We start from the raw sequence: 15,749 nt of genomic DNA on the forward strand, positions 1-15,749 counted from the left end.
CGTTCGCAGGGCTTTTGCCACTTTGTGGCCGGGTGCGAACGCGGTGTCATAACGAAAATGGAGGAGCTATGTCATCCGATTTGCTGAAAACCCGGAGTCAAAAGAGTCTGACCGTATCAGGTACTGAATACCACTATTACAGCCTGGCGGAAGCGGCGAAAACCCTCGGTGATATCAGCCGGTTACCCAAGTCGATGAAGGTGTTGCTGGAGAACCTGCTGCGTTATCAGGACGGCGACAGCGTACAGTTGGCGGATATTCAGGCTGTGGCCGACTGGGTAAAAACCGGTCATGCCGATCGCGAAATTGCCTACCGCCCGACGCGCGTACTGATGCAGGACTTTACCGGCGTGCCGGCGGTGGTGGATTTGGCGGCGATGCGTGAGGCGGTACGACGACTGGGCGGAAAGGTGGAGCAGGTGAACCCGCTGTCGCCGGTCGATCTGGTGATTGACCACTCGGTGACCGTCGACCATTTCGGCAACGGGCAGGCCTTTGCGGAAAACGTCGGCCTGGAAATGGCGCGCAACCATGAACGTTACATTTTCCTGCGCTGGGGGCAAAAAGCGTTTAACCGCTTCCGCGTGGTGCCGCCGGGAACCGGCATTTGCCACCAGGTCAACCTGGAGTATCTGGGTCAGGCGGTCTGGCATGAGGAGCAGAACGGCAAACAGGTGGCATTCCCCGATACGTTGGTGGGCACCGACTCCCACACCACCATGATCAACGGCCTGGGCGTGCTGGGCTGGGGCGTAGGCGGCATAGAGGCGGAGGCTGCGATGCTGGGCCAGCCGGTGTCGATGCTGATCCCCGATGTAGTTGGCTTCAAACTGACCGGGAAACTGCGCGAAGGTATTACCGCCACCGACCTGGTGCTGACGGTAACCCAGATGCTGCGTAAGCATGGCGTGGTCGGCAAATTCGTGGAGTTCTACGGCGACGGCCTGGCCGATCTGCCGCTGGCGGATCGCGCCACCATCGGCAATATGTCGCCGGAATTCGGCGCCACCTGCGGATTTTTCCCGGTCGATGAGGTGACGCTGGGTTACATGCGCCTGAGCGGACGCAGCGAGGAACAGATCGCGCTGGTGGAAGCCTACAGCAAAGCGCAGGGGATGTGGCGCAATCCGGGCGACGAGCCGGTGTTTACCAGCACGCTGTCGCTGGACATGGGCAGCGTGGAGGCCAGTCTGGCCGGCCCGAAACGCCCGCAGGATCGCGTACCGCTGCCGGCGGTGCCTGATGCCTTCAGCGCCGCCACCGAGCTGGAACTGGGCGGCGGGCAGAAAAAACCGTATCAGGAATTCATCCTGGACGGCCATTCCCACCGGCTGGAGCAGGGCGCCGCGGTTATCGCCGCCATTACGTCGTGCACCAACACCTCCAACCCCAGCGTGCTGATGGCGGCCGGATTGCTGGCGAAAAAGGCGGTGGAGAAAGGGCTGGCGCGCAAGCCGTGGGTGAAAACCTCGCTGGCGCCGGGTTCCAAAGTGGTGACCGATTACCTGAAAAGCGCCGGGCTGATGCCGTATCTGGAGCAACTGGGCTTTAACCTGGTGGGCTACGGTTGTACCACCTGTATCGGCAACTCCGGGCCGCTGCCCGATCCGATCGAAAAAGCGATTAAAGACGGCGATATCACCGTTGGCGCGGTGCTGTCGGGCAACCGTAACTTCGAAGGACGCATCCATCCGCTGGTGAAAACCAACTGGCTGGCTTCACCGCCGCTGGTGGTCGCTTATGCGCTGGCTGGCAACATGAAGGTGAATCTGGCAAACGACGCGCTGGGAAGCGATCCACAGGGCAATCCGGTATACCTGAAGGACATCTGGCCGAGCGGCAAAGAGATTGCTGATGCGGTTGAAATGGTAAAAACCGACATGTTCCGCAAAGAGTACGCGGAGGTGTTCAACGGCGACGCCGACTGGCAGGCGATCCAGGTGCAGGGCTCCGCCACTTACCCCTGGCAGGACGATTCTACCTATATCCGCCATCCGCCGTTCTTCAGCGCCATGAAGGCCAAACCGGACCCGGTGCAGGACATCCGCGGCGCGCGCGTGCTGGCGATGCTGGGGGACTCGGTGACTACCGACCATATTTCCCCGGCGGGCAACATCAAGGCCGACAGCCCGGCGGGCCGCTACCTGCAAGAGCACGGAGTGGCGCGCGCGGACTTTAACTCTTACGGCTCGCGGCGCGGCAACCATGAGGTGATGATGCGCGGCACCTTCGCCAACATCCGTATCCGCAACGAGATGGTGCCGGGCGTGGAAGGGGGCATTACCCGCCATATTCCTTCCGGCGAGCAAATGGAGATTTACGATGCGTCGATGCGTTACCAGAAAGAGAACGTGCCGCTGGCGGTAATTGCCGGTAAAGAGTACGGCTCCGGCTCCAGCCGTGACTGGGCGGCCAAAGGCCCGCGCCTGCTGGGCGTGCGCGTGGTGATAGCGGAATCTTTCGAGCGTATCCACCGTTCCAACCTGATCGGCATGGGGATTTTGCCGCTGGAGTTCCCGGCGGGCGTGACGCGTAAAACGCTGGCGCTGACCGGGGAGGAGACCCTGGACATCCGCGGGCTGCAAAACCTGAAGCCGGGGCAGAGCGTTGACGTGACGATCACCCGCGCCGACGGCACGACGGTAACGGTGCCGGCGCGTTGCCGCATTGATACCGGCAACGAGCTGACCTACTTTGAAAACGACGGCATCCTGCATTACGTCATCCGCAAAATGCTGTAATACGCACCGTGGCGGAAGGGTTCCTTCCGCCCGCGTCGCCGGAAAAACATCCGATTATTCGTCTCGTTGCGCGCCGGACTTGAAAGGCAGGCGCGCTCTCACTCATACTGCGTTCACACTTCTTTTTTGATTAAAGGATATATGTCATGGCAGAAGAAACTATTTTCAGCAAAATCATCCGGCGTGAAATCCCTTCCGATATCGTGTATCAGGATGAACTGGTCACCGCGTTTCGTGACATCGCGCCGCAGGCGCCGAGCCATATCCTGATCATCCCCAACGTATTGATTCCCACCGTAAACGACGTGCAGCCGGAACATGAGGCTGCGCTGGGCCGTATGCTGACCGTGGCGGCGAAAATCGCCCGTCAGGAAGGTATCGATGAAGACGGCTATCGCCTGATCATCAACTGCAACCGTCACGGCGGACAAGAGGTCTACCATATTCATATGCATTTGCTGGGCGGACGGGCGCTGGGACCGATGCTGTCACGCTGAAATTTGTCCGGAGAGCGGTGAGATGAGCGTTTTCAACAGAAGAGCCAGGCTGGCGGCGGCGCTATTGCCGCTGCTGATGCTGGCCGGATGCGGGGGTCATAAACCGGAGCGCATCGCCGTGAATGAAAATCAGAGCGTGGTGATGGACGCCCCGGTGCTCAGCGCCGGCGTGGTTGCCGACCGGCCTGATGTCTCCCGCAGCGGTTTGTATCCCACCGCCCGCGCCAGGGTGAGCTACGGTCAGGAAAGCCGTCCGCTGACCCTGCATTACCGTTTCCTTTGGTATGACGCCAAGGGGCTGGATATTTTGCCGCACGAGCAGGCACGCAGCGTGACGCTTCAGCCGGGGCAGGAAATTGTGCTGCAAACCCGCAGCGGCGACGATCGTGCTCAGCAGGTGCGGCTTTATCTTTATTTGTAAGCCGGCGCAGCCGGTCGATTTTGTGATTATCCGCTAGCGGAGAGGGAGCAATGAAAAAGTTTCTGTTCGTGTCGTTTGCCGCGCTGTTGCTGGCCGGCTGTACCCTGAATCAGGAGCCGGTGGGCACCACCCCGGCGACCCCTGAAGGGCCGGAGACGCCCGCCGGGCAACAGCCCGTGACGCCGCCGCCGGTTCAGCCGCCGCCGACCGTGCCGCAACCGCCGAAGCTGCCGACCTATAACTGGAGCGGCAGCGTCACGCCGCTGGTGAATCAGATGCTGCAATCGCCGGAGATTAACGCCGGCAGCGTACTGCTGGTCAATAACGTGCAGAACAACACCAACGGTCGCCTGGTGACGGCCAACGCCACGTCGGCGCTGAAGAAAGCGCTGCGTCAGGTGCAGAAGTTCTCACTGGTGCCGGAGGCGCAACTGAGCGCGGCGCGTCAGTCGCTGGGGTTGTCGGCGGAGGACAGCCTGGAGTCGCGCAGTAAGGCAATCGGCCTGGCGCGCGCGGTGGATGCCCAGTACGTGCTGTACAGCGCGCTGAGCGGCGATGTGCAGGCGCCGGAGATGGCGATGCAGCTGATGCTGGTGCAGAGCGGCGAGATTATCTGGTCCGGCGAAGGGGCGGTAAAACGCTGATCCCGCTGCCGTGCTGAGCGACATTTTTTCTGTATTACGGGCCGTTATGGCCCGTTGTTGTCCCGGCCGCGATCCGGCGGACTGGCGTTTTGAACCGGTCAGCGGGCTGAGTGGCGTGAACTGGCGGGCAATATATGGTGACAGTGTCACTTTTATGCTGCGCCCGGAGAATGCCGAAAAGCGGCTGCTGGGCATTTCCCGTCGCCGGGAGTTACGGGTTCTGCGCCGGCTGGCCGGGCAGCAATTGGCGCCCGGCGTGCACGGAATCTGGCACGGCTGGCTGGTGTGCGACTGGGTGGCGGGGCAGACGCCCGATGCACTGCCGGAACATGAGCGCCTGGCGGCGCTGATGGCGAAGGTGCACCGTAATGCCTGGGAGCAGCCGCGTGTCGATTTGCGCCGGCAGTATGAAATTTATTGGCAGGCGCTCGATCGCCGCCGGATAATACCCGCCATGCTGCGCCGTCACCGGAGCCTGTTGCGTTTGCCTGAACCGCGGGTGAGTCGCCCGGTGTTGCTGCATATGGACGTTCATCCGGCCAACCTGGTGGCAACGGAAGCGGGCTGGCGGCTGATTGACTGGGAGTATGCCGGCGGAGGCGACGCGGCTCTGGAACTGGCTGCGCTGGCGCGCGGCAATGACTGGAGCGGCGAACAAATACGGGCGTTTACGGCGGCGTATTGCCGCCACAGCGCGCAGGCGGAACGGGCGCTGCGGCAGCGGGTTTTGCAATGGCTGCCGCGGGTCGATTACCTGATGTGGCTGTGGTACGGGGTACGCTGGCAGCAGACCCGTGACGCACATTTCAATGAGCTGGCTGCACGGGTGTGGCAACGGCTTGAATAATGAATGACTGTTTTCCGGGCATTGCCCGGCACTGATAAAAGAGGGATAAAAGTGAGCGTGGGTCCCGTAATGCTGGACGTGGCCGGTTATGAACTGGACGCGGAAGATCGTGAAGTTTTGCAACACCCGCTGGTTGGCGGGCTGATTCTGTTTACCCGCAATTACCATGATCCGGAGCAGTTGCGTGAACTGGTGCGTCAAATCCGCGCCGCATCGCACGATCGGCTGGTGGTGGCGGTAGATCAGGAAGGCGGGCGCGTGCAGCGTTTCCGTGAGGGCTTTACCCGCCTTCCGGCGGCGCAGTCCTATGCCGCGTTGAATGCCGAACCGGAGGCGCGGCGTTTGGCGAAGGAAGCCGGATGGCTGATGGCCTGTGAGATGATGGCGATGGACATCGACATCAGCTTCGCGCCGGTGCTGGATCTCGGACATACCAGCGCCGCCATCGGCGAGCGTTCTTTCCATGAAGAGGCCGCCGTGGCAGCGCGCATGGCGGAATGCGTTATCGACGGCATGCATCAGGCCGGAATGAAAACCACCGGCAAACACTTTCCCGGCCACGGCGCGGTGAGCACGGATTCGCATAAAGAAACGCCGGTTGATAATCGGCCGCTGGCGGAAATCATTAATCATGATATGGTTATTTTCAGGCAATTGATGGCGAAGCTGGATGCCATAATGCCGGCCCATGTTATCTATCCGCAGGCGGACGCCCGTCCGGCCAGCGGTTCCCCCTACTGGTTGCAACAGGTGCTGCGCGGGCAGATGGGATTCGGCGGCGTGATTTTCTCCGACGATCTCTCGATGGAAGGCGCCGCGATCATGGGGAGTTATGCCGAGCGCGGTCAGGCGTCGCTGGACGCAGGTTGCGACATGATCCTGGTGTGCAACAACCGTCGGGGCGCGACGGACGTACTGGATAATTTGGCCTTCGTCACCGCAGAGCGGGTGACGCATCTGTATCATAATGATAACGGGAATCTGACGCGTGAGGCGCTGATGTCCTCTGAACGATGGAAAAAAGCGCATCTGGAGCTGGAGCAGCTTCATCAGCGTTGGCAGGAGAGTCAGCAGGCGTAAACGGCGCGATGGGAATGATGAGATCCGCGGCGCATACATAATGGTTAAGGCGATGACGGCGCAGGGAGAAGGCGCCCGTCTGTGGTAAGCGTGAGGTTAACATGATTATTTACCTGCATGGATTTGATTCAACCAGCCCTGGAAATCACGAGAAGATAATGCAGTTGCAGTTTATCGATCCGGACGTGCGTTTTCTCAGCTACAGCACGTTGCATCCGCGTCACGATATGAAGCATCTGCTCAAAGAGGTGGATAAGGCGATACAGCTGGGCAGCGATGAAAACCCGCTGATTTGCGGCGTTGGTCTGGGCGGGTTTTGGGCGGAGCGCATCGGTTTCCTGTGCGGCATCCGTCAGGTGATGTTTAATCCGAACCTGTTTCCGCAGGAAAACATGAGTGGGAAGATCGATCGCCCCGAAGAGTATGCGGACATCGCCACCAAGTGCGTGGAAAACTTCCGCGAGAAAAACCGCGATCGTTGCCTGGTGGTGTTGTCACGCCATGATGAGGTGCTCGACAGCCGGCGCAGCGCGGAGTATTTGCATCCCTTTTATGAAATCATCTGGGATGACGAACAGACCCACAAGTTCCGTAATATCTCTCCGCATTTGCAGAAAATACGGGCATTCAAGACCGTCGTTTGAGAGCGGCGCAAATAAAAAACCGCGGTTGCTGAGGCCGCGGTTTTTTTATGCTCTGAACGGGGCTCAGCGGCCGGCTTTCAGCTTCTGATAATAGGTTTCGTACAGTTCGCTGGCGCTGCCCACATCGTTCTGCCATTCGCCTTTGGCGATGGTTTCCGCGTCGGGGTAGAGGGACTTATCACCCGAGATTTCCGGCGGCAGGCGCTTCCTGGCTTCCAGGTTCGGCGTCGGATAGCCGATGGTTCTCGCCACCTGTTCCGCGATTTCAGGACGCAGCAGGAAGTCGATCAACTTCATCGCGCCTTCTACGTTACGCGCGTTGGCGGGGATTGCCAGGCTGTCCATCCAGAATATCCCGCCTTCCTTCGGCCAGATAACCTCAATGGGCGTACCGGCTTCACGGGCGACGAAGGCGGAGCCGTTCCAGATCATCCCCAGGTTGATTTCACCTTCCATGAAGGGATTCGCCGGGTTGTCGGAGTTGAAGGCCAGCACGTTGGGCATCAGCTTCTGCAACTCGTGATAGGCGGCTTCGATCTCTTTGGGATCGGTGGTGTTGCCGGACAGGCCCAGCTTGAGCAGCGCCATCTGGAACACTTCGCGCGCGTCGTCGGTCAGCAGCAGCTGGCCTTTGTACTCGGGCTTCCACAGGTCGGCCCAACTGGTGACGCTTTTCGGATCGATAGCCTCGGAATTGATGCCGATAGCGGTAGCGCCCCAGATATACGGAATGGAGTAGTCGTTATTTGGGTCGAACGGCTTGTGCAGCAGGCTGGGATCGAGATCCTTAAAGTGGGACAGCTTACTCTTGTCGATTTTCTGGATCATGCCCTCTTTGCTCATCTTGGCGATGAAATAGGTTGAGGGAACGACCAGGTCATATGCGCCTTCTTTGTAGGTTTTCAGCTTGGCGTACATGGTTTCGTTGGACTCATAGGTGGAGTAAATCACCTTGATGCCGGTTTCTTTGGTGAACTGTTCCAGCAGGCCGGGTGGAACGTATTCCGTCCAGTTGTAGAAGTAGAGCGTGTTGCTGTCGGTTTTCGGCGCATCGGCAGCGCTGGCGGCGTTAATGCCCATAGCCAGCAGACCTGCGGCTACCAGAGGTGACCACTTTTTCATTCAGCGTGTATCCCCATAGTGAAGGTCGAAACAAGAGACGGAGTGTCCGGAGATTCCGTTCGTGAGTAAAGCACCCTGTTTATCGGCAGGGCGGCCATTATAGGAGCCGCGGGGCGGTGGGTAAAGAAAAGGGGGGAATTTATGCCTTATTTCTGCATAAAAATGGGGCGGAAATGTTGTTTTCCGCCCGTATTGTTATGCTTTAGTCGTTGTTCACCGGTGGATTGCGGGCGTCGAGCCGGGCATAGGCTTTTTCATGCTCGCTTTGTTTGCGGGCATAAAACATCAGGATGGTCAGGCTGATGATAAACGTGGCGGCCAGCTTGACGGAGTCTGCGCCGGAGAGGGCGACGAAGCAAAACAGGCAGCCGAGTACCGCGGCGCACACGCTGACGATGTTACGCAGCGATGCGCCTTCCATGCGGATCAGCGCCACGCAGGAGTAGAAATACGGCAGCATGGTGAGCAGCACCGCAATGCCGATCAGATCGCCGAAGATGTCCGACGTATTGGAACCGCTGGCGCTCAGGAAGGTCATCAGCGCCATCAGGGCGGTCATTTTCAGCGCGGACAGGATGATGCCTTTGCGCGGTACGCCGTGGGAGTCCACCTCGCCGTAAATGCGGGGGAAGTTGCCGTCACGCGCGGCGCGTACGCCGGCCTGACCGACCAGCATCATCCAGGAGCCAAGCGCCGCCAGGCAGGCGAAGGCGGTGAAGGCCGACACCACCGGCGCGGCCCAGGCGCCGATCATCATTGAAGCGCTGGCGGCAAACGGCGCGCCGGTGTGCGCCATGGTTTGCGCCGGGAACATCCCGCTCATCACCTGGGTTGCCATGATGTAGACGATGCCGGCGAGCAGCGTGCCAAGCAGGGTCGCCAGCGGGACGGTGCGCTGCGGGTTTTTTACCAGCCCGGAACTGACGGCCGCGCTCTCCACGCCGACGAACGCCCACAGGCAAATCAGGATGCTGTGCATGACGGCACGCCCGTCGCCCAGCCCGGAGGTATTCCAGTTCGCCTGATAAACGGCGGGATCGAACCAGTGCCAGCCAGCGACGGCGGTACCGATGACCGGGATTAACACCAGAATCAGCCCCAGGGTGGTCAGCCGGCTCACCCAGTTCCCGCCCATCATGTTAACCAGCGCCATGATCCAAATGATAACGATGCTGGCGATGCCTGCGGGCACCGGCTGGTTCAGCATGGGGAAAAACACCGAGAGGTAGGCGATACCGGCCAGGCAGTCCGCCAGGTTGCCGATCCAGTTGGCGTGGTAGTACAGCACCGCGGTTTGAAACCCGAAGGCCGGCCCCAGGCGTCCGGCGTAGGCGATAGGGCCGCCCACCTGCGGATCGCGCGTGGTCAGCCGGGCGAAAACGAACGCCAGCGACATGGCGCCGACCAGGGTGATAAGCCAACCGAAAAGAGAGATAGAGCCGATTTTAGCCAGATTGGCGGGTAGCAGGGCAATACCGCTGCCCATCATATTTCCCGCCACGATACCCGTACAGGCAAACAGCCCGATTTGTTTTGAAGACGCCATTCCAGCCCCGTTAACGTCAGCACTTGTGCTGCGGTCCTTCACGGCTTGCTTCTGTTTTTATGAAAAGTATTCCTGACGGATATTATATGACAAATTGGGATGTGCATCACAATAGATAACTGTGGGAAGGGGGGCAGTGCTGTCTGTACATTTTAAGGTTGAAATTACACTCTTTTGCTGGCGATGAAGAGTGTCAGCATGATGCTGTTGTAACAGGCGGTCGGCAAATGGCGAAAATATGTTTTTCCGCCATTTGGCTTGTGAGTTTTCAGGCAGGACAGACAACCAGGTAATGCTCCTTTGATAACCGGAGCATCCAGCGTAATCCCCCTGTGATTACTGACCTTTCGTTCTGTCGCGCAAAATAAACTGGCTGGTCAGCACCAATACCAATGACAGCACTAACAGGATCGTCGCCAGCGCATTCACCTCCGGCGAAACCCCGACTTTCACCATTGAGTAAATCTTCAGCGGTAAAATTTCATAGCTCGGACCGGTCACGAACGAAGAAACCACTACGTCATCCATCGACAGCGTGAAGCTCAGCAGCCAGCCGGCGGCGATGGCCGGCATTGCCAGCGGCAGCAGGATTTTACGCAGAATGGTGACTTCGCCGGCGCCCAGATCTTTGGCGGCTTCGAGCATACGCACGTCGAAGCCCTTCAGGCGCGAGTAGACCGTCACTACCACGAACGGCAGGCAGAAGGTGATATGGGAGAACAGCAGCGACCAGAAGCCCAGTGAGACGCCCAGCAGCATAAACAGCACCAGCAGCGAGATCGCCATCACGATGTCCGGGGACATCATCACCACGAACAGCATGCCGCTGACGAACGGCTTGCCGCGAAAGCGGTAGCGGAACAGCGCGACGGCGGTCAGCGAGCCGATCAGCGTGGCGAATGTGGCGGAACACACCGCCATCGTGATGGAGTGGCCGGCGGCCTGCAGCAGGCTGTCGTTGTTGACCAGCGTGCTGTACCAGTCCAGCGTGAAGCTTTTCCAGTTGATACCGAAACGCGAACTGTTGAACGAGTTGGCGATCAAAATGATTATCGGGATATAGAGATACGCATAAACCAGGCTCATGAAGCCGCCGCGCAGTAAACGTCCGATCATTCCAGTTCCACCTTCTTGTTCATCATCTTGCCCACCCGGTAATACACCAGCAGCAACAGCCCCATGACCAGCGTCAGGCAGATGCTGGTGGCAGCGCCGAACGGCCAGTCGCGGATGTTAAGAAACTGACTTTTGATGACGTTGCCGATCAGCAGGTTTTTGGCGCCGCCCAGCAGGTCGGAGACGTAAAACAGGCCCATCGCGGGCAGCATCACCAGCAGGCAGCCGGCGATAATGCCCGGCATGGTCAGCGGAATAACAATGCGCAGGAAGGTCTGCAGGCGGTTGGCGCCCAAATCGCGCGCGGCCTCCAGCAGTGGTTTGTCGAGTTTCTCAATGCTGGAGTAAAGCGGCATCACCATAAACGGCAGCAGGATGTAAACCAGACCCAGCACCACCGCCGACGAAGTGTACATGATGCGCATCGGCTCGTTGATAATGCCGGCCCAGAGTAAAAATTCGTTGAGATAACCGCGGGTGCTGAGGAAAATTTTCAGCCCGTAGATCCGGATCAGGGAATTGGTCCAGAAGGGGACGATCAGTAAAAACAGCAACAGCGGCTGCATGCGTTTGGGCAGCCGCGCCAGAATAAAGGCAAATGGATACCCGATCACCAAACAGCATAACGTCGCCGCCAGCGCCATATTGATGGAGTGCAGCAGCACCTGGGCGTAAAGCGGATCGAACAGCCGGGTATAGTTATCCAGGGTGAAAACCATCTGAATCAGATTGGCGTCGTCGCGGGTCAGGAAGCTGGTGATGATAATCATCAGGTTCGGCATAAAGACGAACAGTACCAGCCAGGCGACGACGGTGGTGATGACGATGTTCTGAAAAAGTTTACGTGTTTTTTTCATCAGGCAGCACCACCTCCCAGCTTTCAACCCAGGTTACCGCCATTTTTTGGTTCAGCGAGTGGTCGAAGTCGGGATCGTCTTCGTTAAAGAATTCGCTGACCATCACGATTTTGCCGTTCTCCAGTTCGACGGTGGAGTCCAGCGTCATGCCTTTATAGTTGCGCTCGCGTACGTAGCCGATCAGGCCGTCCACCTGCTCGTTGTCGTTGATTTCCTCGACCCGCAGGTCTTCAGGACGCAGCAATACGTGCAGCTTCTCGCCGGGCGCTACCGTCAGATCGGCGCTGACGTAAATATCGCACTCGCGGCCTTCCACGTTGGCGCGCACGCGCTGTTCGTCGATGCGGTGCAACACTGTAGCGTCGAACATGTTGATTTCGCCGATAAAGTCAGCGACAAACAGGTTCTTCGGCTCTTCATAAATTTCACGCGGCGTGCCGTCTTGCTCGATGCGTCCTTCGCGCATCACCACGATGCGGTCGGACATGGTCAGCGCTTCTTCCTGATCGTGGGTGACGAAAACGAAGGTAATGCCCAGCTTGCGCTGCAACGCTTTGAGTTCGTTCTGCATCTGCTTGCGCAGCTTATAGTCCAGCGCTGACAACGACTCGTCCAGCAACAGTACGTGCGGCTTGTTGACCACGGCGCGGGCGATAGCCACGCGCTGCTGCTGGCCGCCGGAAAGCTGGTGCGGCTTGCGCTGGGCAAACTCTTCCAACTGCACCATGCGCAGGGCGTCGGTGACGCGCGGGGCGATCTCATCGGCCGGCTTTTTTTGCATCCGCAGGCCGAAAGCGACGTTTTCAAAAACCGTCATGTGCGGGAACAGGGCGTAGCTCTGAAATACGGTGTTAACGTGACGGTGTTCGGCCGGGACGTTGGTGATGTCTTCGCCATCCAGCACCACGCGCCCGTCGTCCGCGCTTTCCAGCCCGGCGATAAGACGCAGCACGGTAGTTTTACCGCAGCCGGACGGGCCGAGGATGGTCAGAAATTCACCGTGCTTGATGGTTAGATCGAGGCCGGAAATGATGTTTTTACCGTCAAAACTTTTGCTGATGTTGCTCAGTTCAACGACAGGCCGTATTAAACCGGCCGAATGCAGAGAGGATGTCTCAGTCATTTATTTTGCTACTCTATCCCGTTAAGTGTGCAGATAGAACCGCCGCCGGAAAAAGACTGCGGGAGAGCCAGGCATGTTCCAGGGCTCTAAACCGGCGGCGCCAATCGAAATTTTAGAGCGCGCATGATAGACCGTGCAGGCCGGAATGAAAAGCCGCAAGGCCAACAAAAGGCAGATTTTCCCGGCAAAAGTACCATATCGCCCAAGCGGATACCCCTGTTTTGAGTTGTAGTCGTATTTTATGCTTTTTTGTCGTCCGCGTTATTTTCTGGCTCAGGCAAATGTAAATAAAACTGACCTGACGCAATATATCCTCGGCGGCCGCTCCGCATAATGAGTTGCTGCATAACGAGGATACGCCGATGAATAATTTACTCGATCGCTTTTTCAACTACGTTGCGGTTGATACCCAGTCCAAACCGAATGTGCGTTCGGTGCCGAGTACTGACGGCCAGATGAAACTGGCGCGCGCGCTGCAAAAAGAGTTGACGGAGTTGGGGCTGGAGCAGGTCAGCCTGAGCGAGCATGGTTGCCTGACGGCGACGCTTCCCGCCAACGTGACCTGGAAAACCCCGGTGATCGGGTTTATTTCCCATCTCGATACCGCGCCGGACAGCAGCGGGAAAAACGTAAATCCGCAGGTGCTGGAGAATTACCGCGGCGGCGATATCGCATTGGGCATCGGCGACGAAGTGCTTTCACCGGTGATGTTTCCGGTGCTGCATACGCTGCTCGGGCAAACGCTGATCACCACCGACGGCAAAACCTTGCTGGGCGCGGACGACAAAGCGGGCATCGCCGAAATTATCACCGCGATGGTGCGCCTGAAGCACCAGCAGATCCCGCACGGCGAGATCCGCATCGCCTTCACGCCGGACGAAGAAGTGGGCAAGGGCGCGCATTATTTCGACGTGGAATCCTTCGGCGCCGACTGGGCGTATACCGTTGATGGCGGCGGCGTGGGAGAGCTGGAGTGCGAGAACTTCAACGCGGCGTCGGTGACGATAAAGATCGTCGGTAACAACGTGCATCCCGGCAGCGCCAAGGGCGTGATGGTGAACGCGCTGTCGCTGGCTAACCGCATTCATCAGGCGCTGCCGCCGGAAGAAACGCCGGAGCATACCGAAGGCTATGAAGGCTTTTACCACCTGAATTCGATGAAGGGTACGGTGGATAAAGCGGAAATGCACTATATCATCCGTGATTTCAGCCGTGACGGCTTCGAGGCGCGCAAGAAACGTATGCTGGACATCGCCAAAAAGGTCGGCAAAGGGCTGCATCGCGATTGCTACATCGAAGTGACGCTAGACGATACCTACTACAACATGCGCGATGAAGTAGCAAAGCATCCGCACGTGATCGAACTGGCGCGTCAGGCGATGCTGGACCTGGACATTGAGCCGGTGATGCGGCCGATTCGCGGCGGCACCGACGGCGCGCAGCTTTCTTTCCGCGGTTTGCCCTGCCCGAATTTGTTCACCGGCGGCTATAACTTCCACGGCAAGCATGAGTTCATTACGCTGGAAGGTATGGAGAAGGCGGTGTCGGTGATTATGCGCATCGCGGAACTGACGGCGCAGCGGGTGAAGCCGTAAGGCGTTTTTTCTTTTCTTCGTAAGACATAAACAATAAAAAACCGGGTTCATATGAACCCGGTTTTTTTGTGCGCACTAGAAGGCGATCAGATGACGTTAGCCAGTAACAGACAACCGATCAGGCCGCAGACGGAGATGATGGTTTCCAGCACGGACCAGGACTTGATGGTCTCGCCGATGCTCAGGTTAAAGTACTCTTTAAACAGCCAGAAGCCCGGATCGTTCACGTGAGAGAAGATAACGCTGCCGGAGCCGACGGCCAGTACCATCAGTTCCGGGCTGACGCCGGTGGTGGCGATCAGCGGGGTAACGATGCCGCCGGTGGTGATCGCTGCGACGGTAGCGGAACCCAGCGCCAGACGCAGGGCGGCGGCAATGGTCCAGGCCATCAGGATCGGGGAGGCGGCTGAACCGGCCATCAGCGCAGCGATGTATTTCTCAACGCCGCCGTCGACCAGAATCTGTTTGAAGGCGCCGCCGCCGCCGATGATCAACAGCATCATGGCGATGATTTTGATGGAGTCGGTGATCGTGTCCATCACCTGATCCATGCTGCGACCGCGCAGCAGGCCGAAGGTGAAGATAGCAATCAGGACCGCGATCAGCGTCGCCATTACCGGGTCGCCGAGGAATTCAGCGTAGGGCAGGAACGCATGGCCTTTCGGCAGGGTCATTTCGGCAACCGCACGGCCAGCCATCAGGATAACCGGCACCAGGGTGGTGGCGACGCTGATGCCAAAGCTCGGCATTTCTTCTTCGGTAAAGGTTTTGGTGCTGTGCAGGCCAGCCGGAACCGGCTTATCGATTTTCTTCAGCATACGGGCATACACCGGACCGGCCAGAATAACGGTCGGGATGGCGATCAGCGTACCGTAGAGCAGGGTACGGCCCATGTCGGCGTTGAAGATGATGGCGATAGCCGTCGGGCCGGGGTGCGGCGGCAACAGGGCGTGCGTCACGGACAGCGCCGCAGCCATGGGAACGCCGATATACAGCAGCGGAATGCGCGCGGTAACTGCGATGGTGAAGACCAGCGGCAGCAACAGCACGAAGCCGACCTCGTAGAACAGGGCGAAACCGACCACGAAGCCGGTCAGGACGATAGCCCATTGAATATGCTTCACGCCGAATTTATCGATCAGCGTGGTGGCGATGCGCTGGGCGCCGCCACAGTCAGCCAGCAGTTTGCCCAGCATGGCGCCGAAACCCATGATCAGCGCCAGGCTGCCCAGCGTGCCGCCGACGCCAGCCTTGATAGAGCCGATGACTTTATCGACGGGCATGCCCTGTAACAGGCCAACAACTAATGCGACAAGAATCAGAGAGAGAAATCCGTTCAGTTTAAAACGGATCATGAGCAGCAGTAGCAGTGCCACACCTATCGCTACGATCACTAATGGCATACGTCATCTCCAGAAGAACAGTCCGCCGACAGTTCGGACTCATTCATTAAAATTATACTGCTTATCAGCAGATTATGTTTCTACCCTGTGGTGTTACTTAATCAGTGTTTAGA

At 58.5% G+C, this 15,749-nt stretch carries 14 protein-coding genes; 8 read left to right on the top strand and 6 right to left on the bottom strand.

Features of this window, described 5'->3' with window-relative positions:
• The first annotated feature begins 68 nt into the window (after nt 1-68).
• From acnA to ycfP, 7 genes are all read left to right on the top strand, one after another.
• Nucleotides 69-2,741 carry an aconitate hydratase AcnA gene (gene acnA, locus C8D90_RS01830; protein ID WP_115456707.1) on the top strand — a complete coding sequence of 891 codons (2,673 nt, stop codon included), beginning with the start codon at nt 69-71 and terminating at the stop codon, nt 2,739-2,741.
• A 146-nt stretch (nt 2,742-2,887) separates the two neighbouring features.
• A complete protein-coding gene (gene hinT / locus C8D90_RS01835) occupies nt 2,888-3,238 on the top strand; it encodes a purine nucleoside phosphoramidase (protein WP_115456708.1) in 351 nt (116 codons plus the stop codon).
• A 22-nt stretch (nt 3,239-3,260) separates the two neighbouring features.
• On the top strand, nt 3,261-3,659 hold the full coding sequence (locus C8D90_RS01840) for a YcfL family protein (protein WP_115456709.1): 399 nt from the start codon (nt 3,261-3,263) through the stop codon (nt 3,657-3,659).
• A gap of 50 nt (nt 3,660-3,709) precedes the next feature.
• Complete coding sequence (lpoB, locus tag C8D90_RS01845) at nt 3,710-4,303, top strand: penicillin-binding protein activator LpoB (protein ID WP_115456710.1); 594 nt, start codon at nt 3,710-3,712, stop codon at nt 4,301-4,303.
• 46 nt (nt 4,304-4,349) lie between these two features.
• Entirely contained in the window at nt 4,350-5,150 is an 801-nt protein-coding gene (locus C8D90_RS01850; protein ID WP_147291310.1) for a phosphotransferase, read from the top strand.
• A gap of 57 nt (nt 5,151-5,207) precedes the next feature.
• The gene (gene nagZ, locus C8D90_RS01855; protein WP_115457228.1) at nt 5,208-6,230 is read left to right on the top strand and encodes a beta-N-acetylhexosaminidase; all 1,023 of its coding nucleotides are present in this window, start codon (nt 5,208-5,210) and stop codon (nt 6,228-6,230) included.
• A gap of 101 nt (nt 6,231-6,331) precedes the next feature.
• Nucleotides 6,332-6,874: an alpha/beta hydrolase YcfP gene (gene ycfP, locus C8D90_RS01860; RefSeq protein WP_115456712.1), complete on the top strand. Its 543-nt coding sequence runs from the start codon at nt 6,332-6,334 to the stop codon at nt 6,872-6,874.
• Nucleotides 6,875-6,937: 63 nt separating this feature from the next.
• On the opposite strand, the gene potD is transcribed toward ycfP, so the two are convergent.
• From potD to potA, 5 genes are all read right to left on the bottom strand, one after another.
• Nucleotides 6,938-7,996 (bottom strand): spermidine/putrescine ABC transporter substrate-binding protein PotD, encoded by a 1,059-nt coding sequence (potD, locus tag C8D90_RS01865; protein ID WP_115456713.1) that lies wholly within the window; start codon nt 7,994-7,996, stop codon nt 6,938-6,940.
• Between the two features lie 202 nt (nt 7,997-8,198).
• A complete protein-coding gene (gene cadB / locus C8D90_RS01870; protein WP_115456714.1) occupies nt 8,199-9,542 on the bottom strand; it encodes a cadaverine/lysine antiporter in 1,344 nt (447 codons plus the stop codon).
• Between the two features lie 336 nt (nt 9,543-9,878).
• Nucleotides 9,879-10,658, bottom strand: coding sequence for a spermidine/putrescine ABC transporter permease PotC (gene potC / locus C8D90_RS01875; RefSeq protein ID WP_115456715.1), 780 nt, complete (start codon nt 10,656-10,658; stop codon nt 9,879-9,881).
• Entirely contained in the window at nt 10,655-11,515 is an 861-nt protein-coding gene (potB, locus tag C8D90_RS01880; protein ID WP_115456716.1) for a spermidine/putrescine ABC transporter permease PotB, read from the bottom strand. Before potB ends, potC begins: the two co-directional genes overlap by 4 nt.
• Entirely contained in the window at nt 11,499-12,638 is a 1,140-nt protein-coding gene (potA, locus tag C8D90_RS01885; protein WP_115456717.1) for a spermidine/putrescine ABC transporter ATP-binding protein PotA, read from the bottom strand. The genes potB and potA overlap by 17 nt, the downstream gene beginning before the upstream one ends.
• A gap of 362 nt (nt 12,639-13,000) precedes the next feature.
• Here potA and pepT point away from each other — a divergent pair, with 362 nt between their 5' ends.
• Entirely contained in the window at nt 13,001-14,233 is a 1,233-nt protein-coding gene (gene pepT / locus C8D90_RS01890) for a peptidase T (protein WP_115456718.1), read from the top strand.
• 86 nt (nt 14,234-14,319) lie between these two features.
• Here the strand turns inward: pepT and gntT are convergent, their stop codons facing one another.
• Nucleotides 14,320-15,636 (bottom strand): gluconate transporter, encoded by a 1,317-nt coding sequence (gene gntT / locus C8D90_RS01895; RefSeq protein WP_115456719.1) that lies wholly within the window; start codon nt 15,634-15,636, stop codon nt 14,320-14,322.
• Nucleotides 15,637-15,749 lie beyond the last annotated feature (113 nt).

This window comes from Enterobacillus tribolii (assembly GCF_003363015.1).
GTDB lineage: Bacteria > Pseudomonadota > Gammaproteobacteria > Enterobacterales > Enterobacteriaceae > Enterobacillus > Enterobacillus tribolii.

Coding starts and splice junctions, on each gene's coding strand:
- acnA (WP_115456707.1), top strand. CDS start 69: ATGTCATCCGATTTGCTGAAAACCCGGAGTCAAAAGAGTCTGACCGTA.
- hinT (WP_115456708.1), top strand. CDS start 2,888: ATGGCAGAAGAAACTATTTTCAGCAAAATCATCCGGCGTGAAATCCCT.
- C8D90_RS01840 (WP_115456709.1), top strand. CDS start 3,261: ATGAGCGTTTTCAACAGAAGAGCCAGGCTGGCGGCGGCGCTATTGCCG.
- lpoB (WP_115456710.1), top strand. CDS start 3,710: ATGAAAAAGTTTCTGTTCGTGTCGTTTGCCGCGCTGTTGCTGGCCGGC.
- C8D90_RS01850 (WP_147291310.1), top strand. CDS start 4,350: ATGGCCCGTTGTTGTCCCGGCCGCGATCCGGCGGACTGGCGTTTTGAA.
- ycfP (WP_115456712.1), top strand. CDS start 6,332: ATGATTATTTACCTGCATGGATTTGATTCAACCAGCCCTGGAAATCAC.
- potD (WP_115456713.1), bottom strand. CDS start 7,996: ATGAAAAAGTGGTCACCTCTGGTAGCCGCAGGTCTGCTGGCTATGGGC.
- cadB (WP_115456714.1), bottom strand. CDS start 9,542: ATGGCGTCTTCAAAACAAATCGGGCTGTTTGCCTGTACGGGTATCGTG.
- potC (WP_115456715.1), bottom strand. CDS start 10,658: ATGATCGGACGTTTACTGCGCGGCGGCTTCATGAGCCTGGTTTATGCG.
- potB (WP_115456716.1), bottom strand. CDS start 11,515: ATGAAAAAAACACGTAAACTTTTTCAGAACATCGTCATCACCACCGTC.
- potA (WP_115456717.1), bottom strand. CDS start 12,638: ATGACTGAGACATCCTCTCTGCATTCGGCCGGTTTAATACGGCCTGTC.
- pepT (WP_115456718.1), top strand. CDS start 13,001: ATGAATAATTTACTCGATCGCTTTTTCAACTACGTTGCGGTTGATACC.
- gntT (WP_115456719.1), bottom strand. CDS start 15,636: ATGCCATTAGTGATCGTAGCGATAGGTGTGGCACTGCTACTGCTGCTC.